Source organism: Nocardia pseudovaccinii NBRC 100343, from assembly GCF_001613225.1.
In the GTDB taxonomy this organism is placed as follows: domain Bacteria; phylum Actinomycetota; class Actinomycetes; order Mycobacteriales; family Mycobacteriaceae; genus Nocardia; species Nocardia pseudovaccinii.
The window spans coordinates 1-19159 of the sequence record NZ_BDBY01000422.1 but is presented as its reverse complement, the minus strand read 5'-3'; the positions used below and the strand labels follow the sequence as shown (position 1 = coordinate 19159).

General features: G+C 65.0%; 21 protein-coding genes. 12 read left to right on the top strand and 9 right to left on the bottom strand.

Translation table 11 applies throughout. The features are described 5' to 3' along the window. Window positions 1–35: 35 nt before the first annotated feature. Window positions 36–767, top strand: a complete 732-nt coding sequence (locus NP3_RS44490; RefSeq protein WP_063047719.1) for an arginase family protein — start codon at window positions 36–38, stop codon at window positions 765–767. Between the two features lie 3 nt (window positions 768–770). Here the strand turns inward: NP3_RS44490 and NP3_RS44485 are convergent, their stop codons facing one another. From NP3_RS44485 to NP3_RS44475, 3 genes are all read right to left on the bottom strand, one after another. After that, entirely contained in the window at window positions 771–3056 is a 2286-nt protein-coding gene (locus NP3_RS44485; protein WP_063047724.1) for an ATP-binding cassette domain-containing protein, read from the bottom strand. Between the two features lie 186 nt (window positions 3057–3242). After that, window positions 3243–3479, bottom strand: a complete 237-nt coding sequence (locus NP3_RS44480) for a hypothetical protein (RefSeq protein ID WP_063047718.1) — start codon at window positions 3477–3479, stop codon at window positions 3243–3245. Then, window positions 3476–3826 carry a hypothetical protein gene (locus NP3_RS44475; RefSeq protein ID WP_063047717.1) on the bottom strand — a complete coding sequence of 117 codons (351 nt, stop codon included), beginning with the start codon at window positions 3824–3826 and terminating at the stop codon, window positions 3476–3478. The genes NP3_RS44480 and NP3_RS44475 overlap by 4 nt, the downstream gene beginning before the upstream one ends. A 149-nt stretch (window positions 3827–3975) precedes the next feature. On the opposite strand from NP3_RS44475, the gene NP3_RS44470 reads away from it, so the two are divergent. The 3 genes from NP3_RS44470 (at window position 3976) to NP3_RS44460 (ending at window position 5374) form a co-directional block, all read left to right on the top strand. After that, the gene (locus tag NP3_RS44470) at window positions 3976–4887 is read left to right on the top strand and encodes a helix-turn-helix domain-containing protein (protein WP_063047716.1); all 912 of its coding nucleotides are present in this window, start codon (window positions 3976–3978) and stop codon (window positions 4885–4887) included. Then, on the top strand, window positions 4877–5083 hold the full coding sequence (locus NP3_RS44465) for a DUF397 domain-containing protein (protein ID WP_063047715.1): 207 nt from the start codon (window positions 4877–4879) through the stop codon (window positions 5081–5083). Before NP3_RS44470 ends, NP3_RS44465 begins: the two co-directional genes overlap by 11 nt. A gap of 78 nt (window positions 5084–5161) precedes the next feature. After that, window positions 5162–5374, top strand: a complete 213-nt coding sequence (locus NP3_RS44460) for a DUF397 domain-containing protein (RefSeq protein ID WP_373864841.1) — start codon at window positions 5162–5164, stop codon at window positions 5372–5374. 79 nt (window positions 5375–5453) lie between these two features. On the opposite strand, the gene NP3_RS44455 is transcribed toward NP3_RS44460, so the two are convergent. The 4 genes from NP3_RS44455 to NP3_RS44440 form a co-directional block, all read right to left on the bottom strand. Beyond that, the gene (locus NP3_RS44455; RefSeq protein ID WP_063047714.1) at window positions 5454–5768 is read right to left on the bottom strand and encodes a hypothetical protein; all 315 of its coding nucleotides are present in this window, start codon (window positions 5766–5768) and stop codon (window positions 5454–5456) included. 70 nt (window positions 5769–5838) lie between these two features. Further along, the gene (locus NP3_RS44450; protein ID WP_084509678.1) at window positions 5839–6981 is read right to left on the bottom strand and encodes an alkaline phosphatase family protein; all 1143 of its coding nucleotides are present in this window, start codon (window positions 6979–6981) and stop codon (window positions 5839–5841) included. A gap of 14 nt (window positions 6982–6995) precedes the next feature. Continuing rightward, window positions 6996–7307 (bottom strand): nuclear transport factor 2-like protein, encoded by a 312-nt coding sequence (locus tag NP3_RS44445; protein ID WP_063047721.1) that lies wholly within the window; start codon window positions 7305–7307, stop codon window positions 6996–6998. Between the two features lie 84 nt (window positions 7308–7391). Then, a complete protein-coding gene (locus tag NP3_RS44440) occupies window positions 7392–8006 on the bottom strand; it encodes a TetR/AcrR family transcriptional regulator (RefSeq protein WP_063047713.1) in 615 nt (204 codons plus the stop codon). A gap of 111 nt (window positions 8007–8117) precedes the next feature. On the opposite strand from NP3_RS44440, the gene NP3_RS44435 reads away from it, so the two are divergent. Genes NP3_RS44435 through NP3_RS44425 form a run of 3 tightly spaced genes read left to right on the top strand, consistent with a single transcriptional unit; the run spans window position 8118 to window position 10307 of the window. After that, on the top strand, window positions 8118–9167 hold the full coding sequence (locus tag NP3_RS44435; RefSeq protein WP_063047712.1) for an NAD-dependent epimerase/dehydratase family protein: 1050 nt from the start codon (window positions 8118–8120) through the stop codon (window positions 9165–9167). 9 nt (window positions 9168–9176) lie between these two features. Then, window positions 9177–9392, top strand: a complete 216-nt coding sequence (locus tag NP3_RS44430; RefSeq protein ID WP_063047711.1) for a hypothetical protein — start codon at window positions 9177–9179, stop codon at window positions 9390–9392. Between the two features lie 27 nt (window positions 9393–9419). Beyond that, window positions 9420–10307, top strand: a complete 888-nt coding sequence (locus NP3_RS44425) for a TIGR03621 family F420-dependent LLM class oxidoreductase (RefSeq protein ID WP_063047710.1) — start codon at window positions 9420–9422, stop codon at window positions 10305–10307. Between the two features lie 22 nt (window positions 10308–10329). Here NP3_RS44425 and NP3_RS44420 read toward each other — a convergent pair whose 3' ends face one another. Then, window positions 10330–10755 carry an MmcQ/YjbR family DNA-binding protein gene (locus tag NP3_RS44420; protein WP_063047720.1) on the bottom strand — a complete coding sequence of 142 codons (426 nt, stop codon included), beginning with the start codon at window positions 10753–10755 and terminating at the stop codon, window positions 10330–10332. A 146-nt stretch (window positions 10756–10901) separates the two neighbouring features. Between NP3_RS44420 and NP3_RS44415 the strand changes: the two genes are divergently transcribed. The 3 genes from NP3_RS44415 to NP3_RS44405 all read left to right on the top strand — a co-directional run bounded on the left by NP3_RS44415 (window position 10902) and on the right by NP3_RS44405 (window position 14016). Further along, entirely contained in the window at window positions 10902–12122 is a 1221-nt protein-coding gene (locus NP3_RS44415) for a sigma-54-dependent transcriptional regulator family protein (protein WP_063047709.1), read from the top strand. Window positions 12123–12211: 89 nt separating this feature from the next. Beyond that, on the top strand, window positions 12212–13612 hold the full coding sequence (locus NP3_RS44410; RefSeq protein WP_063047708.1) for an aldehyde dehydrogenase family protein: 1401 nt from the start codon (window positions 12212–12214) through the stop codon (window positions 13610–13612). After that, the gene (locus NP3_RS44405; protein WP_040690510.1) at window positions 13612–14016 is read left to right on the top strand and encodes a DUF779 domain-containing protein; all 405 of its coding nucleotides are present in this window, start codon (window positions 13612–13614) and stop codon (window positions 14014–14016) included. Before NP3_RS44410 ends, NP3_RS44405 begins: the two co-directional genes overlap by 1 nt. A 150-nt stretch (window positions 14017–14166) precedes the next feature. Here the strand turns inward: NP3_RS44405 and NP3_RS44400 are convergent, their stop codons facing one another. After that, complete coding sequence (locus NP3_RS44400) at window positions 14167–15720, bottom strand: succinic semialdehyde dehydrogenase (RefSeq protein WP_063047707.1); 1554 nt, start codon at window positions 15718–15720, stop codon at window positions 14167–14169. Between the two features lie 174 nt (window positions 15721–15894). Between NP3_RS44400 and NP3_RS44395 the strand changes: the two genes are divergently transcribed. Beyond that, on the top strand, window positions 15895–16263 hold the full coding sequence (locus NP3_RS44395; RefSeq protein WP_063047706.1) for a DoxX family protein: 369 nt from the start codon (window positions 15895–15897) through the stop codon (window positions 16261–16263). Between the two features lie 472 nt (window positions 16264–16735). Beyond that, window positions 16736–19159, top strand: a 2424-nt coding sequence (locus NP3_RS44390) for a sensor histidine kinase (RefSeq protein ID WP_063825077.1), incomplete at its 3' end; no start/stop codon positions are given.

Below are 19159 nucleotides of genomic sequence, written 5' to 3'. Positions count from 1 at the left end.
TGGCCGCGCGCTTCGGCCTTGAATAGGCTCGGTAGATGCGCTTGCTCGTGCCGTACCACCTCGATGAATACCGGCCGGAGATCGATGCTCCGATCACCCCGGATGCGGTGGTCACGGCCGAGCTGCCGGATGTCGACGATCGCTGGGCGCGGATGGCCGTGCTCTATGACGCGGTGGCGGATCGGGTTGCGGGATCCGCGATTCGCGGTGAACGTGCGATCGTCGCGTCCGGTGATTGCACGACGGCGCTCGGCACGGTGGCCGGATTGCAAAGGGCCGGACTGGATCCCGCGCTCGTCTGGTTCGACGCGCACGGCGACGTGCAAACCCTCGAGACCTCCGCGTCCGGCTACCTCGGTGGCTTCCCGCTGCGCATGCTCGTCGGCTACGGCCGTGCTCTCATAGCCGACCGAATCGGCTTGCGCGACATCCCCGAAGACCGCGCCGTCCTGGTCGGCGGCCGCGACCTCGACCCACCGGAGGTCGAATATCTGCGCACCGCGCAGATCCGGCACCGCCCGGTCGACGATATCGGAGACCTCCCGGACGGCCCGCTCTACCTTCATGTCGATTTCGACGTGGTCACCCCGGATGACCTCCCGGGCCTGCTCTTCCCCGCGCCCGACGGCCCGACCCTGGCCGAGGTCTCAGCCGCCGTACGAGCCGTTCTCGCCACCGGTCGGGTAGCCGCCTTCGGTCTGGCCTGCACGTGGCGCGACGACGCCACCGCCGCCGCCCACGTCCGCCCCCTCGTCGACTCCGCCTGATCCCTACCTAGCGGCCTTGTACTTGCGCAGATATTCGCCGGTCAGGGAGGTCGGGTGGGTCAGCAATTCGGCGGGGGTTCCGGTGAAGACGATTTCGCCGCCGTCCTTGCCGCCGTCGGGGCCGAGATCGATCACCCAGTCGGAGTGGGCCACCACGTCGAGGTTGTGTTCGATCACCACCACCGTATTGCCGCGGTCGACCAAGCCGTCCATCAGGGCGAGCAGGGTGTCCACATCCGACATGTGCAGGCCGGTGGTCGGTTCGTCGAGGACGTAGACGGTGCCGGTATTCTGCAGTTGGGTCGCCAGTTTGATGCGTTGGCGTTCGCCGCCGGACAGGGTGCTCATGGCTTGGCCGAGGCTCAGATAGTCCAGGCCCACTTCGTTCATCGTGCGCAGCTTTGTGGACAGTGCCCTTTCGGTGAAGAAACCGAGGGCTTCCTCGGCCGACATTGCCAGCACATCGGCAATCGACTTGTCGCGCAAGGTCAGTGCCAGCACCTCGTCGGAGAACCGTCGTCCGTCACAGGCATCGCAGTGCGTGGTCACCGGGTCCATGTAGGCGACTTCGGTGATGATCACGCCGCGACCCTCGCACTGTTTACAGGCTCCGGTCGAGTTGAAACTGAACAGGCCCGGCGACTCCCCCGTCGCCTTGGCGAACAGCTTCCTGATCGGGTCCATCAGGCCCAGATATGTTGCGGGCGTGGACCGTGACGATGCCCCGATCGCCGACTGGTCGACGAAGATCGCATCCGGATGCTCCCGGACGAACACATCGCGGATGAGGCTGCTCTTACCGGAACCGGCGACGCCGGTGATCGAGGTGAGAACGCCGGTCGGCACCGCGACGGTCACATCTTTGAGGTTGTGCACATTCGCATGCTCGATCAGCAACGCGCCGTTCGACTTACGGAAGGTTTCCTTCACCGTGAACGGCCTGCGCAATCCCGCACCCGTCGGCGTATCGGCGGTGCGCAGTTCGGCGAAGCTGCCCTCGAACACCACCTGCCCGCCGTGCAGACCGGCACGCGGCCCGACATCGACGATATGGTCGGCGATCTGGATGACGTCCGGATCGTGCTCGACCACCAGCACGGTATTGCCTTTGTCCCGCAATGCCTTCAGCAGGTTGTTCAACCGGCCGACATCGCGCGGATGCAATCCGACGCTCGGTTCGTCGAACACATAGGTCATCCCGATCAGCGTGCTCGACAGATGTTTGATCATCTTGAGCCGCTGCCCCTCACCGCCGGACAGCGTCGAGGTCGGCCGATCCAGGCTCAGATAACCAAGTCCGATATCAGTCACCCGCTGCAGCGCGGTCCGGATCGCGGCGGCCAGTCCGAGCGCGGCCGGATCGCTGATCTCATCGAGCACCGCCATCAGATCGGTGATCTGCAGTCCGGACCAGTCGGCGATATTGCGGCCACCGATCTTCGTCGCCAATGCCGCTTCGTTGAGCCGAGCACCACGACAGGTAGCGCAGACACCCTCGGTGAGGAACTTCTGCATCTGTTCGCGCGTCTTCTCGCTGAGCGTGGAGGTGTCGCGTTGCAACCGGGTGCGCGTGAATTTGGCAGCCAGCCCTTCGTAATTCGCCTTCCAGGTGCCCTTGGCGAAGGTCAGTTCCACCTTGCCGCCGGTGCCGTAGAGCAGGTCGGTGAACTCGTCCTCGGTGTAATCGGTCAGTTTCTTATCCGGATCGAACCGCCCGGATTTGCCGTACATCTGCCACTCGCCGCTGTCCACCGCATAACCGGGCAGCAGAATCGCGCCCTCGTTCAGCGATTTGCTCCGGTCGACCAACCGATCCCGATCGGCCCGCACCGTGACCCCGAGACCATCGCAGTCCGGGCACATGGCCTGCGGCACATTGAACGAGTAGTTGTAGACGAATCCGGCTGAGGGCGAACCGAATCTGGCGAACATCGCCCGCACCATCGAGTAGATATCGGTCATCGTCCCGACGGTCGAGCGCGGCCCGCCGCCGACAGGCTGCTGGTCGATGATGACCGGAGCCGTCAGGTTCTCGATCGCCTCGGCGTGCGGCCGCTCATAACGCGGCAGGAAGTTGAGGATGAACGCGGGGAATGTCGCATACAGCTGACGCTGGGACTCGACGGCGATGGTGTCGAAGACGATCGACGATTTGCCCGACCCGGAGACGCCGGTAAAGACGGTGATCTTGTTCTTGGGGATTTCCAACGACACATTGCGCAGGTTGTGCTCACTGGCACCGAGCACGCGGATGACATCCGTGGCGACGACGGAATCGGCAAAAGGCATGTCGCCCACCATGCCATGCACCACCGACAAAATGCCCGGCGGAATGTGATGCAGATCATATTAATGCATTGTATGCATATAAAATCTTTTGGTGCCTTGACCAGTGCTTTCTTCGGTTGCCGCCGGGAAGGTCCAACAGCTCGGCGGATTCCGTTGACGCCCTTGAATTTCGCCCTCCGGCTCATCTCAAGAGCCGAGGAAAAGGCGTTCGCACGGAAGGCGCGGATAGCGACTGGTGTCGCCGAGATCGACGGTGACCGCGTCGACGTAGTGCTGCCTCTGGTGCTCGCGCGTGAATATCAGCGCGGCGGTAAGGCAGGCGGCATAGTCGAGGCGCACGCCGTGCAGGAACACGCTGAGATGTACATCCGGCTCGTTGGGGAGAGGCGAAACATCTTCGGGGTCTTGAGATTTCAGGCTCACGACTCCTCGATGTCGCGGACATCGGTGGGTTGGATGGTGATTGCGTCGGCTCGGTCGGGATCGGCGTCCGAGTCGGAAATCCATCCGTCCGCGTCGACCGGCAGCAACGAGCCGTCCGCACCCTCGAATATCGGACGGCTGTCGATGGGAGCGAGGTCGAGTTTCTGCTGTGTCTCCCTATGGAAGTCGTCGAGCAGGCGACGCACGCATGGAGCTATCGCCGGGCCAGCCCACTCCCGGACTGCGAGCGCGACCTGCTCGACCAACTCGGGCGGTGCGCCGCTGTACGCGACTGGCGGCCCGATGAACGGGTCTCGTTGTGGAAGCTCTGGATTGGGCGTGGACATGACGCAAGGCTGTGTCGAGTGTCGATGCTGGGCGGGACACATTCACGAACTGGCGAAATCCCCGCGAATCCCCTGAGCCCTTCTCGTGAGACGCATATATTCGCTCTCGGAATGAGAGGAACAGTTCGGCCGATTGAGAGGGAGGGCAGATGGCGGACGATGAGCTCGAAGACACCGGAACAACGTTGCCGCGTAGGCAACTCGGTCGGTTGCTGCGAGATGCTCGGACAGCGACGGGGATGAACTTGGAGGCGGCGGCGGCACTCATCCAGTGGAGTCGCCCCACGCTCAGCCGTCTCGAGCGAGGCGAGACCGAAAAGGTGAGGGTGCTGGAAATCTTGGCCTTATGCGAAGCGTACGGACTCAGCGAGGAGAGGACGGCTGTCGCGCAAGGGCTTGCCGAGCTGGCGCCGGTCAAGTCGTGGTGGCACGCCTACAGCGATCTGATTCCCGCGTGGGCCAACCTGTATGTCGGATTGGAGTCCAGTGCAACGGTTTTGACGGTCTTTCAGCCGCTCATCGTGCCCGGACTGCTCCAAACCACCGACTACGCCCGAACCGTTGACAAGCTCTACTTCCCGGACGACACCAACGATGAAATCGAACGGCGCGTGCAGGTGCGAATCCAGCGGCAACACATCCTCACCCGATCGCGCTCACAAACCAAGGCGACCGTCATCTTGCATGAAAATGTCCTCCGGACAATGGTTGGCAACCGGGCGCTCATGGCAGCGCAGTGCCGCCATATCGCGGACATGAGCACCCGCGACAACATAGAGATCCGCATCTTGCCGTTCCATGCCGGTATCCCGCTCGGTGCCGCCACGCCACCATTCACCATCATGGACTTCGACCGTGACACGCGCAGCAAGCAAGTGGTGGTCGAACCGTCTCAGGTCTATTGCGAGGGTTACGCGGGTAGCGTCTATCTTGAGGGCAGGGCGGAACTGCTGACGTTTCGCAAGGCGTTCCGCAAGCTCCACCAGGCGAGCTTGGACCCCCGTCCGAGCCGCGACATGTTGAGAGAGATAGCAGCTAGGAGACACGAGAGTGAACGTTGACCTAACCGGCGCTCGGTGGTTCAAGGCGAGCCGCAGCCAGGGAGGGGCCGACTGTGTAGAGGTTGCGTTCCTCGCAGAAGGACATGTCGGCATCCGAGACTCCAAAAACCCGACCGGCCCCTCGCTCGTCTTCACGCCCAGCGAGTGGGACGCCTTCGCGGTTGGCGTGAACGACGGCAAGTTCAACCGGGCGTAGGCCGAGGTACTGGATTGGCCCCCAACGTTTTCCGGGGCCGTCTGCATGCCCGGAGTGTCCATCCTGCGAGGAGTGACAGTGAACGTTGATGTCGACCCAGCCGATGCGCACTGGTTCAAGTCCCGACGCAGCGAAGCTGGAAAGGACTGTGTCGAGGTCGCCTTCCTCGACGGCGGCCTTGTCGGAATGCGGGACTCGAAGAACCCGACCGGTCCGGCGCTGGTATTCACTCCAACCGAGTGGCACGCCTTCACCGCAGGTGTGAGCGACGGCGAGTTCGACTGGGCATAGGTTGAGGTAGTAAAGCGGCCCCCAGAGTCCAAGCTTTGGCTGGGGGCCGTTTTGCGTGTCCGCCTACCGCGGATCCGGACTACTTGTTGAGGAAAATGCCTGCGATATCGGCTTTTTTGATCGGGGTGTCCTGATTGACCTGCGCACCGCACAGCAAATCCACCTGAATCATCGTGGCATCTACCGCCGTGCCCGCGGGCTCGTGATCATCGTTGGTCTGCTGCTTGATGAACTTGGTGATCGTCGTGCGCTTGGTGTCCTGATCCTGTTTGACGTAATCCCGGCAGGTGGTGTCGCCACCCTGATTGAGCGCCCGCTCGATATCGGAGCAACCGGCCAGCAGTGCCGCGATCGCCGCGACCCCGAGTCCGGTCCGTAAGAGCGTGGCGTTCATAGAGATCCTCCTGGCGCTTCGGCGGGCGACCATGCCCGCGACGACGCCAACAGCCTAGGGCACTGGACGGTTACGGTCGGAACGTGCACAGCGGCACATTCATCTCCGCGGGCGTCAGCGAACCATGGTGGCCGATCAGCATGGATTCCAGCGGTTCGGCGCCTGTGCGTACGACGCCGCGCAGACCACGGGCCGCGACCACGAGATCGCCGATGCGCTCGGCGATATGCGGTGCCACGATGGGGCCGAACCAGCCGCGGTCGATCGCCTCGGCGCGGGAGATCACATCGAAGTCGGTGCCGAGGTGTTCCTGCCAGGTCGCCGCCACATCGGCGGTCGCGCCGTCGACGGTGAACACGTGGCGGGCGCGCGGCTCGCCGCCGAGTAGGCGTACACCCTCGCCCAGTAGCTCGGTCTTGTCGAAGTCGACGCGGTCGGTGAGTTCCACCATGCCGTGGTCGGCGGTGACGACGAGCGCGGCATCGGGTGGCAGATGTTCGGCGATGGTGGCGGCCAGCCGGTCGACGTGCGCGAGCTCCAAAAGCCAAGCGTCCGAGGATGGTCCGCGCACGTGACCGGTCGTGTCGAGGTTGCCGTGGTAGGCGTAGACCAGCGAGCGCGGGCCCGCGCGTAGTGCGGTGGCGACGCCGTCGATGAAATCGCCGACGGAAACATAGGGCCGGAATTCGCAGCCGCGCAGCACCGCCCTGGTCAGCCCAGAACCCGCCTGTAGGCGCGGCGCGACCTGGGCCACCGCGACACCGTCGGCGGCGGCGCGCTCGAAAACCGTGGCGGTGGGCTGGAATTGCTCCGGCACCAGATCCCGCAGTAGGTCGATCTTCGGTCCCGCGCCGTGCAGCCGCCAAGTCAGCGCATTCACCAACCGGTCGTAGCCGGGCACGTGTATCAGGTATCCGGTGAACCCGTGTTCGCCGGGCGGGACACCGACGCCCAGTGAGCTCAGACTGACCGTAGTGGTGCTCGGGAAGCCCGCCGTCAGCGTGCGCCGCGCCAGCGCCGATAGGAACGGCGCCGCATCGGAATTCGCGGCGAGTGCTTCCGCGCCGAGACCGTCGATCAGCAGCACACAGATCCGGTCGGCGGCGAACTCGAGGCCGAGCCGGTCGACCTCGCCGGGCACGCCGAACCCGGCGAGGAGAGAGGGGAACAGATCAGCCAGGGAGCCCGTGCCGTACTGAGGCGTGATGAACACGAACTCGAGCGTAGTCAGGCCTGCCCGGTCTCGAATCGACTGATTTTGCCGTCGCGGATGATGAAGCGCCACGCGGTGCGTATCGAACCCCAGCGGGAATTCGTGTAGTCGGCAACCAGTTCGGTGCCGTTGTCGCCGATCGATTCGACATTCATGCGCCCATTGCTGCCGAAGATCTCGGAGTCGGTCCACTGGACGAGGTTGCGCTCCACACCGTCATCGGACATGGTCGCGTCGTCGGTGAGGAGGGCGTAGAAGCGGTCCTGATCGCTGTCGTTGAGCGCGGTGACGAATTCCTGGACCGTGGGATCGAGCTGCTGTGTCATCGGAACATCCCTCTCGAAGAGTGCGGGTGCATCGAACAGCAAATGTTCGGCTTCACTCTAGTGGCGGCTGCGCTCGCGCGGGTGTCACGCGCCGGGGCCGACCAGCGCGGTGAAGGTGCGCATGATGTCCTCGACCAGCGTGGGCGCGGTGGTGCCGAGTTGGATGCTGCGCTTTTCGAGCTGGCCGTCCAGCCATAGCGAGGCCATGCCGTGCGCCAGGCTCCACCACATGACGGCCAGGGTGTCGGCTTTATCGGCGGGCAGCAATCCTGCGGCGACGGCTTCGGCGATGGTGTCGGCGAGGACATCGAAGGCCGCGTCGCCCGCGGCCGCCGCATCCGGATGCTTATCGGGTTGCGAGAGTTCCGGGCGGAACATGAGACGGAAGTAGCCGGGATTTTCCTGGGAGAACCGCACATAGGTCTCGGCCAGTGCGGTCAACGCTTGCAGCGGCGTGTCGTCGGCGGCGCGCGCGTCGGCCAAGTCGCTCCCGAGCTGTCGGAATCCCTGGGTCGACAGGGCGGCGAGCAGGGCCGAGCGATCAGCGAAATGGTGGTATGGCGCGCCGGTGCTCACGCCCGCCTCGCGGGCCACCCGTCGCAGGCTCACCGCGCCGAGACCCTCGGTCTCGATCAGCCGCAGGCAGGCGGCGAGGAGCGTGTCGCGCAGCGCGCCGTGGTGGTAACTGGTCCGCGTCACCAATCGAGCGTATTCGACGCCTGCTGGACAGCCTAACTATGCAGTGCTTAGATGATCTGAGCGGCGCTCAGATGGGCTGGCCGCATTCCCTCCTTCGAAGCGGGTAAGCATATGAGCTCACGGGTACTCGTCACCGGCGCAACAGGATTCGTCGCCGGACACGTCATCGCCGAACTGCTCGAGCACGGATATGCCGTGCGCGGCACGGTTCGCGACCTCGGAAAAGTGGATAAACGCGCACATCTGGCAGCACTTGCGGATCGGCTCGGCGGCCAGTTGGAGTTCGTCGCGGCCGATCTCGACGATGATGCGGGGTGGGCGACGGCCGTGTCGGGCTGCACCTCCGTGCTGCACGTGGCATCACCGTTTCCGGCAACGCCACCGGACGACGAACAGGAATTGATCGATACCGCGGTCGACGGGACATTGCGGGTTTTGCGAGCGTGTGCCGACGGCGGCATCCAGCGGGTCGCGCTTACCTCCTCGATCGCCGCGATCACCTACGGTCACGAGACCGATGCGATGCGCACCGAGGCCGATTGGTCGGTGGTCGAACGCAGTGCGGCCTATCAGAAGAGCAAGACGCTCGCCGAACGGGCGGCATGGGATTTCGCCGCGAAGTCGGATCTCGAGCTGGTGGTGGTGAATCCCGGAATGGTGTTGGGGCCGTTGCAATCCGCGGCGACGAGCACATCGCACGAACCGGTGCGCCGACTCCTCGCCCGTGATGCGCCGGGTTCACCGCGAGTGGGGTGGGCGGTGGTGGATGTCCGGGATCTCGCGGTGGCGCATCGGCTGGCGCTGGAGACTCCCGGAGCGGTCGGGAATCGGTATATCTGTGCGGGCGAACATGTCTGGATGGCGGATATGGGCCGGACCTTGGCCGAGGAGTTCGGGCCGCGTGGATACCGGGTACCGACACGGGTGATCCCGAATATTCTCGTGCGGACGATTGCCTTGTTCGACAAGGGGATTCGATTGACGGTGCCGACGTTGGGCCGTACCGAGCAGCTCAGCTCCGAGAAGGCGCGGCGTGAGCTCGGATGGTCGATGCGGCCGGTGCGGGAGACTGTCCTGGATACCGCGGAGAGTTTGATCGAATTCGGCGTCGTGCCACGGGCTACCGATGCGACGCCGCGTCGGACAGCGGTGAATGCGTAGGGCCGGGCCATGCTGATCGCGACACTCATCATCGGCACCATCGGGTTGGTGCGACGCTGGTTGGGCAGGCGGACACCGGAGACGAAATCCGATGCGCCGCAATGGCGAAATGCGGTGCGGCGGATCATCGAGTCGGCCAGGTTGTGGCGACCGGGTCCGGTATCGGTGGCGGTGGTGACCTTGGCCGGGACGATTTGGGTGGGACTGGCGCTCGCGCCGTGCTGATCGGTTCGGCCTGGTAGAACAGGAAGGGTGACGGCTGCGCGAGGCAAGTTCCGGTTCGGTGTCACTCTGCTCGCTCCCGCTTCGCGGGCGGAGTGGATACGAAAGTGTCGCAGGGCCGAGGAACTCGGGTACGACGTGATCGGTGTGGCCGACCATCTGGGGTTGCCCGCACCGTTTCCAGCAATGATTCTCGCGGCCGAGGCGACCGAGCGGGTTCGGCTCACCACCTTCGTATTGAATACGCCGTTCTACAACGCGGCGCTCTTGGCACGCGAGGCCGCGACGGCCGATCAACTCACCGATGGACGCGTGGAGTTGGGACTCGGCGCCGGATACGTCCGGGAGGAATTCGAAACGGCCGGAATCACTTTCGAGAGCGCGGGCAAGCGGGTCGAGCAGTTGGCGGCAACCGCGGCGACATTGCGGCGGTTGTTCGCCGATCCCGAGTATCAGCCCCGGCCCGCGCAGTCCCCGGGTCCGCCGCTGGTCATCGCCGGTTGGGGCGATCGGCTGCTGCGGGTCGCGGCCGAATATGCCGATATCGTCGCGCTGCCCGGTGCCGCTCCGGCGTACAACGGTGGACCGTTGCAGTTCGTCGGACCCGCCGCCACCGATGCGCGGATGGTGTACCTGCGGGAGTTGCTCGGGTCACGGGCCGAGGATGTCGAGCTGAATATCCTGCTGCAGCGCGTAATTCCACCGGAGGAACGGTCGGCCGCATTGGATCTGTATGGGCCGCATCTGCCCACCGATGTCGCCGACCGGCCAGAGGAGTTGCCCGCATTGCTGATCGGCACGCCGAAGGAAATGGCGCGGCAGTTGGAAGAGCGCAGGGAACGGTTCGGATTCAGCTACGTCTCGGTGCTCGAGAGCAGCATGGAGCCGATGGGCGCGGTCATCGAACTGCTGCGCTGAATGCGGGACACGCCACGGCAGGTCAGTCAGCGACATTGTGCGCGGCCAGCCAGTCGGCCGCGCGCTTACGGGAGGCCCTGCTCAGCCAAGCGTCCTGGATGACCTCGGCCAATTCCTGCTTGCCGAGTTCACCGATGTGGCTGCCGCGCACCAGGACCGACAGATGTCCGTCGAAATGCGGGGTGGTGAAGAACGGCGAATCCGGATCCTGCACCAGCGCGAGTTTGTCCGACTCCGAGGGCACCCAGATCACGATCACATCGGTATAGCGCTCACCGGTGTCCGGGTCGAACGCGTCGGGTCGCGGATTGCGGAAGAAGACGAAGGACTTGCCGCCGACCTGGTACACCGCATTGCCGTGCGGACCGTCCACCCGATTGACGAACGGCATGCCGGTGGCCAGTTCGTGCACGTCGGCCACCTTGGCTCGTCGCGAAACTCTCGCCATATCAGCAGCGTAGACCGTGATCGCAGATCGGAGTTGAATCTTCAATGGAGGACGGTCGGTTTGCCATCGAACCCTCGACTCGAGCTAATGCGTACGCCATCATGAGATAGCGAATGTGAGCTCACACTGACGATGGGGTTATCGAGGTGGCACAATTCCGCACCCTCACCCAACAACGGGCCGCACTGGAAAAAGAATGGGCGCGTTGGGCGACGGCTCCGAGCAGCACTCTCGGCATACCCGCGGGTTCGACCTCGCTACGCAACGAGGTCGCCGAGTCCTGGCAGCGGTCGCTGACGACCGTCGATCCGAGTTGTACCGAGGCGCCCGGCCTGGACAACATCCGCGATCGCTGGACCGAATCGGCACTGCGCCAACCGATTACCGAGCTGGCCGGTGATCTGCGCGATATCTCCGAGGACTCCGGCTATCTCGCGGTCGTCACCGATTCCTCAGGCACTATCCTCTGGTCCTGCGGCGATCGCACGTTGCGCCGCCAAGCCGAGGCAGTGAACTTCGCGCCCGGCGGCTGCTGGGACGAAAGCCATATGGGCACCAACGGATTGTCGCTCGCCCTGCACAGCGACCGCCCGACCACCGTGTTCTCCGCCGAACATCTGGTCGCCGCGCTGCACGGCTGGGTCTGCTATTCCGCGCCGATCCACGCACCCGACGGCCGCCAGGTCGGTGTGCTCGATCTGTCCAGTTCCTGGGAGCGTTCGCATCCGATGGTGCTGACCTCGGTCCGCGCGCTGGTCACCGCGGTCGAGACGATGTTGCGGGCGGCGGCACCGACACCGGCGCGCGGTGTGCGGCTCGAATGTCTGGGCGGCGCACGGCTGGTCCGCGACGGCAGGCCGGTGCCATTGCCGCCGCGTCATCTGGAAATCCTGGCGCTGCTCGCGCTGGAGCCCGACGGGTTCACTCCGGAACAACTGCAAGCCGCGGTCTACGGCGACCGTCCGGTCTCTTCCAGCACGCTCAAGGCGGATGTTTCGCATCTGAGGCGCACGACCGGTGGTGAGATCAGCAACCGCCGCTACATGCTCACCGGCCCGGTCTCCTGCGATGCGGTCGATCTGCTCGCCGCGATCCAGGCGGGCGACACCACCTCGGCGGTCTGGCTCTATCGTGGACCGCTGCTGCCCGGTTCGGACACCCCTGGTGTGCTGCAGTGGCGCAACCATCTCGATGTCGGGGTGCGCGCGGCGGTGCTGGCGAGCGACCGCGCCGAGCACGCCGTGGCCTTCGGCGAGCGCTCCCCCGGCGATATCGAGGTGCACGAGCACGCGCTGCGGTTGCTGCCCGCCGACGATATGCGCCGGGCGGTGGTCGTCGCTCGCTTGTACACCGCCCTGCGCTCCTGAGTCACCCCTGTCACAACGGCACCAACCTCGCACCAACCTTCTCCGGACATAGTGGCCCGGCAGGCCAGATTCGCGAGGAGCGCCCACAGATGATCTACGCCAAACCGGGGTCCGCCACCGGCATCGTCACCTACGCCAGTCGTTACGACAACTTCATCGGTGGTGACTGGGCGGCTCCGATCGAGGGCAGGTACTTCGAGAATCCATCGCCGGTCGACGGCGAAACCTTCTGCTCGGTGGCGCGCTCCTGCGCGGCCGATATCGATATGGCCCTGGAAGCCGCGCACCTCGCCGCCGGGAAATGGGCCGCCACCTCGCCCGCCGAGCGCGCGAATATCCTCAACAAGATCGCCGACCGGATCGAGCACAGCCTCGAACCCCTCGCCATCGCCGAAATCGATGTCGATACCATCGCCTACCACTTCCATGAACCGCTCGGGGTGGTCGGTCAGATCATCCCGTGGAACTTCCCGATTCTGATGTCCGCGTGGAAGCTGGCCCCGGCCCTGGCGGCGGGCAACTGCGTGGTGCTCAAACCCGCCGAGCAGACCCCGGCATCGATTCTGCTGGTGATCGAGCTCATCGCCGATCTCCTGCCGCCCGGAGTTCTCAACGTGGTCAACGGTTTCGGTGTCGAGGCGGGTAAGCCGCTGGCGGCGAGTCCGCGCGTGGCCAAGGTCGCCTTCACCGGTGAGACCACCACCGGACGGCTCATCATGCAGTACGCGAGCGAGAACATCATCCCGGTCAGTTTGGAGTTGGGCGGTAAGAGCCCCAACGTCTTCCTGCCCGATGTCATGGCCGCCGACGACGAATTCCTGGACAAGGCCGTCGAGGGTTTTGTGATGTTCGCGCTCAACCAGGGCGAGGTGTGCACGTGTCCCTCGCGCGCACTGATCCATTCGTCGATCTACGACGAATTCCTGGCCCGCTGCATCGAGCGGACCAAAGCCATCAGGGGCGGTAATCCGCTCGACGACACCACCATGATCGGAGCCCAAGCCAGTAACGACCAATTCGAAAAGATCCTGTCCTATATCGACATCGGCAGGCGGGAAGGCGCCCGCGTGCTCACCGGTGGGGAAGCACGCAAGGTGGACGGACTGCCGGGTGGCTACTACATCCAGCCGACGATTTTCGAGGGCACCAATACGATGCGGATCTTCCAGGAGGAGATCTTCGGCCCGGTGGTGGCGGTAACCAGGTTCGACACCGTCGAAGAGGCGACCATGATCGCCAACGACACCCTCTACGGCCTCGGCGCCGGGGTGTGGACCAGGGATATCACCACGGCTTACCGGATGGGCCGAGCAATCAAGGCAGGGCGAGTATGGACCAACTGTTTCCACGCGTACCCCGCACACGCCGCCTTCGGCGGGTACAAAAAGTCGGGCATCGGCCGGGAAAACCACAAAATGATGCTCGAGCACTACCAGCAGACCAAGAATCTGCTGGTCAGTTATTCACCGACGAAACTCGGATTCTTCTGATGCATGGCAGAGTAGCCCGCGTCGCGATCACCGAGCGGGCACGAGAAGTGTTGCGCCGGTTGATAGAACAGCACGGACCGGTGCTGTTCCACCAATCCGGCGGCTGCTGCGACGGCAGTTCACCGATGTGTTTCGGGGTGCGTGAATTCCGGGTCGGCGGCGCGGATGTGCTGCTGGGCCGCCTGCCCTGGCATACCGAGTTCTGGATCAGCGGTGATCAATTCGAACTGTGGAAGCACACCCATCTCACCGTGGATGTGGTGACCGGGCGCGGCAGCGGATTCTCGCTGGAGGCGCCCGAGGGCGTGCGGTTCATCATCAGATCGCGACTGCTGACCGATGAGGAGACGGCGGTATTGGCTGCGGGACCACCACCGCGGACGGGAGCCGATCGGATGAGTTGACTGCCGAAAAGGCAGTCGCCGGTACCTGATTCACGCCCGCGGGTGCGTCCGCGGGCGGCCAACGGGTGATCGGCCCGGGGTCCGCAGCCCTGGGCCGACACCACGAAGCCCCGCCGTCCCGCTGCAGACCGGGACGGCGGGGTCGGTGTCTTATCGGCCCGGCAGGAAACGGAAGGCGCGGGTGAGCGTCATCAGCAGCCGCTGCCATTTGTCCTGCGAAATCACCGGCGGCGCATCGAGATTCATGAATCGCGTGACGACAACGGTCTGCGGTTCGGTGAACTTCAGCAGCCCGTCCGGGCCGTGCCTGCGCCCGACACCGGAGATGCCCATACCGCCCATCGGGGCGGCGGTGGTGCCCCAGGCCGGGGCGTAACCCTCGTCGACGCAGACGGTGCCCGCGTGCAGTCGCTCGGCGATCCGCTCCCCCGCGTCCTTGCTCGCCGCCCAGACGCTCGCGTTCAGCCCGTATTCGGTGTCGTTGGCCAGCCCGATCGCCTCCTCGACACTATCGACCGGGTAGATCGAGACAAGCGGGCCAAAGGTTTCGTTGCGGCCGCATTCCATCTCGTCGGTGACATCGGCGAGCACGGTGGGTTCGAAGAACAGCGGTCCCAGATCCGGGCGCGCCTTGCCGCCCGCGAGCACCTGGGCGCCCTTGGAGGTCGCGTCGGCGACGTGCTTGGAGACGGTCTCCAATTGCGCCTCGGAGATGAGGCTGCCGATATCGGCCGAATAGTCATAGGCCGCACCGAGTTTCGCGGCCTGCACGGCGGCGACGAACTTCTCGGTGAACTCCGCGGCGACCGCCTTCTCCACATACAGCCGTTCGATCGAAATACACAGCTGACCGGCATTGGAGAAGCAGGCGCGCACCGCTGCCTTGGCGGCCTTGTCGAGCTTCGCGCCGCGGGTGACGATCATCGGATTCTTGCCGCCGAGTTCGGCGGAGAAGCCGATGAGCCTGCGCCCGCACTGTTCGGCCAGGGTGCGCCCCGTCGCGGAGGAGCCGGTGAACATCAGGTAGTCGCAGTTGTCCACGATGGCGGTACCGACCACGGTGCCTGGTCCGGGGACGACGGCGAGCAGGTCGCGGGGCAGTCCGGCCTGGTAGAGCAGTTCGGCGCTGGCCAGTGCGGAGAACGGGGTCTGGCTATCGGGTTTGACGATCACCGCATTGCCCGCGAGCAGCGCAGGGATCGAATCGCCGATGGAGAGCAGCATCGGATAGTTCCACGGCGCTACCACACCGACGACGCCCTTGGGATGGTGGCGCACGGTCGCCCGGTTGAGCACCGGGAAGGCGCCGGGCACGCGGTGCGCGTCGAGCAGATCGGGTGCGACCCTGGCGAAATAGCGGGCCGCGAACATCAGGCCCATGATCTCCTCCTGGGCGGCCCAGCGCGCTTTGCCGGTTTCGGCCTGGATCACGTCCATCAGGAATTCGCGCTGTTCGACGACCAATTCGCGGTATCGCTCGAGTACCGCGGCACGGTCCTCGGCCGAGCGCACGGCCCATCGGGCCTGCGCGGACCTGGCCTTGTCGAGTGCGGCGGCCACGTCATCGGCGGTGCCCACGGGTACGCTGCCGAGTGCGGTGCCGGTGAAGGTTTCGGCGATGGTTTTGCGCGCACGGGCGGCGGGATCAGCGATCGCGGCAAGCGCACTCAGGCGGTCGAAGACTTCGGCATTCGGCGCGGGCATCGGTGCCTCCTACTTGTGAGTAACCCCGGGATACACACAACATACGCCGCCTGCGGTAGCCATAGCAGCCACTACCCGGGTTTGGCGGATGACAATGCCTTTTCGGCCAAAACTGTCACGTTCGCGAAAGCTGATTTGTCTCATGTGCACTTGAACCCGATCGAGGGAGGAATCATGAATATCGCGCTGTGGATCGGACAGATCGTGCTGGCCGTCGTGTTCACCGCATCCGGGATCGCGAAAGCCACACAATCCAAGGAGAAGTTGGTCGAGATGGGCCAGACGGGTGTCGCGGTGTTCCCGAAGCCGGTGGTGCGCTTGACCGCCTACGCCGAATTGCTCGGTGCCATCGGCATTATCGTGCCGTGGTGGACCGGGATCGCACCGGTGCTCACCCCATTGGCGGCAGTCGGTTTCGCCGTGGTGATGATCGGCGCGATCAGCTCGCACATCCGTCTGCGCGAGCCGCGCAATATCGCGATCACCACGACGATCCTGATCATTGCCGTACTGGTCGCCATCGGCCGTTTCGCGGGCTTGTGACCGCGGTGGTACACCCCGCACCGGCCCCCGGATCTGCCGGTCCAGTCCGGTATACCGCGTCACTTACCGTTCGAGCTTTGAACGAGTGCAAGCTGGCCAGGCACGGGGTTTGGTCGGCGTCGAACCATTCGAAGGTGCTGACCGGCTGGAATCCCAGGCGGGTCACGAGTCTGAGCGAGCGTTTGTTGACAGCCGCCGTGGCTTCTTGGAATGACGCGGCTCGGCGTTCATCGTCGCCGTCTATTACTTCGACGGGGCACCGGTCTCCACCGTCGACGAAGTCCGCGCCGCCCTGGACCTCTACGACCACGTTCCGGTACGCCCGAAACCGCGAGTGCTGCAAGAACACCCGGCTGACGCGGGTTCAGCATCGCATCGAACGACCAGCGCAACAGCGACAGGTATGTCAACTCGAGTCCCGCTCAGCGGGACGTGAGCAACGAAATGGTCACAACGGGTTTAGATTATGGCGATGTTCAGAGCGAGGCTCGGGGTCCGAACGCGGATTCTGGCGATCGCGCTCGTGCCGAGCCTGACTCTGCTCGTGGTCGGCGTGGGCGCGGCGGGATATCTGGTTGCCGAGGGAAATAAAGCCAAGGACTGGGCGTCACAGAATCAGCAGGCGATACCCTCGACCCGCGAATTGCTAGAAGCGGTCCAGGGCGAACGTCAGCTTACGGTGGCCGCGCTGACCGGCGACGATACGGCCACCCCCGCGCTGGGTGTGGCCCGGATGCGCCTCGACGGCGCGCTGAAGGGCCTGATCGATGCCTCCGCCGGACTACGGGCGGTGGACGATTCGAAGATCGGCGACAACGCCGCGAACTTCATGACGCTGTCGACGTCGATGAGCCAGGTCCGCACGCTCACCGATGCCGGGACGCTCCCGGTCGCCGACGCCTACAACTTCTACAACCGACTGCTCGACATCATCACCTTCGGCACCGAGCTCGCCGAACAGTCCGCGCCGGATGCCGAGATCGGTGTGCATATCGCCGACGGTATGCGGATCTTTCTGGTGGCCGAAGCGATGTCGCGCAGCACCGCACTCGCGGGCATGATCGCCAATGCGAACGGGCCGACCCCCATTCCGGTGGAGGAGTTCCTGCGCCAGATCGGCTTCTATCACGCCGAGGCCGCCAATCTGGCCGGGGAACTGGATCCGAAGCAGCAGGAGAGCCTGCACACGCTGATGGCGAGCCAGGCCTGGCAGCAGCTCAGCGCCATGGAAAACGCACTGGCCCAACGCACTACGACGGCGACGAGCACCACCTCCGGCTCGTCGAGTTCATCCAGTTCGTCCAGCTCGTCGAGCAGCAGCACCAAACAGCCGACGCCGCCTGCCCTGCCGTTGAGCACCCAGGAGTGGCACAGCGCGGCCACCGAGGTGAACCGCGGGCTGATCGATGTGTGGATCGCCCAGAACAAGTACTCACAGAAGTTGGCCGAGGACAAGGCCGCCGATGCCACCGCGCGATCCGCATGGGCAGGCGGCGGCGTCGTCGTGGTCAGCCTGCTGGCGTTCTTGATCGCGATCGTGCTGGCCAACCGAGTCATCAACCGGCTCAAGCGGCTTCGCGGTGAGACCCTCGCCCTTGCCGACGAGCGGCTGCCCGAGCTGATGCGCCGACTCGGCGAGGGTGAGCTCATCGATCCGGAGGCCGAATCCGCGGAACTGGATTACGGTGACGATGAGATCGGCCAGGTGGCAAAGGCATTCCAGCACGCGCACGCCGCGGCCGTGGCGGGCGCGGTGACCGAAGCCCGCACCCGTGAGGGTGTGAAGGCGGTCTTCCTGAATATCGCGCACCGCAGCCAGATCGTGGTGCACCGGCAGTTGGAAATTCTCGACAAGGCCGAGGACAGGCAGGAGGATCCAGCCCTGCTGGACACCCTGTTCCGGCTCGATCACCTCGCCACCCGCGAACGCCGCAATGCCGAGAATCTGATCATTCTCGGTGGTGGTCAGCCGGGTCGGCAGTGGCGCAACCCGGTGCCGTTGATCGATCTGGTGCGCAGTGCGGTCGGTGAAACTCTGGACTATGCCAGGGTGCGCGTGTCGCGATTGCCCGAAACCCATGTGCTCGGCACCGTCGTGGCCGACCTGATCCACCTGCTCGCCGAGCTGGTGGACAATGCGACCTCGTTCTCGCCGCCGCAGTCGCGGGTGGAGGTGAGCGGCAATGTGGTCGGCAAGGGCGTGGTCACCGAGATCAGCGATCAGGGCATGGGCATGACCGAGTCCGAGATCGCCCGGGTCAACGAGATGTTGCGAAATCCACCGGATTTCGGTGTCGCGGCGTTGTCCTCGGACTCCCGGCTCGGACTGTTCGTGGTCGCGCAGCTGGCCGCACGGCACGGGGTTTCGATTCGGCTCTCGGAGTCCGATTACGGCGGCATCCGCGCCATCGTGCTCATCCCGTCGGCCCTGCTGGCCAATGAAGCACCCGCTCTGACAACGGATTCCGAACCGCTGGAGTCGGCGCGCAGGCGACGGCATCCGGTCCCCTTCGTCGACTCCACCCCCTACGGTGGCGCGGAAACCGAGTCCGCGGTGCTCACCGCGCCGCCGGTGGCGCCACCCGCCATCGAGGCACCGGCGCCGCGCCCCTCGTTCGAGGCGCCGCAGCCGACCGCCGCGGATACCAGGCCCGCGCTGCCGCGCCGGAACCGGCAGGCCAGCATCGCACCGCAATTGGCGCAGCCGACCCCGGCCGAGCCCGAAGCGGAGCAGCCGCCGGAGCGGGAGCGCTCGGCGGAGCAGGCGCGAGACCTCATGTCCGCCATCGAGAACGGGACCAGGCAGGGCCGCCGCGCTGTTCCCGATTCCGTGCTGCCCGAAGTGGCGGCCGCCGAGCAGTTCGGCACCTATCAGGGACCGAGCGGTAAACACTCC

Bases quoted from the DNA above. Each gene is read 5' to 3' on its own strand.
- NP3_RS44445 (WP_063047721.1), bottom strand. From the start codon at position 7,307: ATGACACAGCAGCTCGATCCCACGGTCCAGGAATTCGTCACCGCGCTC.
- NP3_RS44435 (WP_063047712.1), top strand. From the start codon at position 8,118: ATGAGCTCACGGGTACTCGTCACCGGCGCAACAGGATTCGTCGCCGGA.
- NP3_RS44395 (WP_063047706.1), top strand. From the start codon at position 15,895: ATGAATATCGCGCTGTGGATCGGACAGATCGTGCTGGCCGTCGTGTTC.
- NP3_RS44485 (WP_063047724.1), bottom strand. From the start codon at position 3,056: ATGCCTTTTGCCGATTCCGTCGTCGCCACGGATGTCATCCGCGTGCTC.
- NP3_RS44420 (WP_063047720.1), bottom strand. From the start codon at position 10,755: ATGGCGAGAGTTTCGCGACGAGCCAAGGTGGCCGACGTGCACGAACTG.
- NP3_RS44400 (WP_063047707.1), bottom strand. From the start codon at position 15,720: ATGCCCGCGCCGAATGCCGAAGTCTTCGACCGCCTGAGTGCGCTTGCC.
- NP3_RS44430 (WP_063047711.1), top strand. From the start codon at position 9,177: ATGCTGATCGCGACACTCATCATCGGCACCATCGGGTTGGTGCGACGC.
- NP3_RS44405 (WP_040690510.1), top strand. From the start codon at position 13,612: ATGCATGGCAGAGTAGCCCGCGTCGCGATCACCGAGCGGGCACGAGAA.
- NP3_RS44410 (WP_063047708.1), top strand. From the start codon at position 12,212: ATGATCTACGCCAAACCGGGGTCCGCCACCGGCATCGTCACCTACGCC.
- NP3_RS44470 (WP_063047716.1), top strand. From the start codon at position 3,976: ATGGCGGACGATGAGCTCGAAGACACCGGAACAACGTTGCCGCGTAGG.
- NP3_RS44455 (WP_063047714.1), bottom strand. From the start codon at position 5,768: ATGAACGCCACGCTCTTACGGACCGGACTCGGGGTCGCGGCGATCGCG.
- NP3_RS44475 (WP_063047717.1), bottom strand. From the start codon at position 3,826: ATGTCCACGCCCAATCCAGAGCTTCCACAACGAGACCCGTTCATCGGG.
- NP3_RS44490 (WP_063047719.1), top strand. From the start codon at position 36: ATGCGCTTGCTCGTGCCGTACCACCTCGATGAATACCGGCCGGAGATC.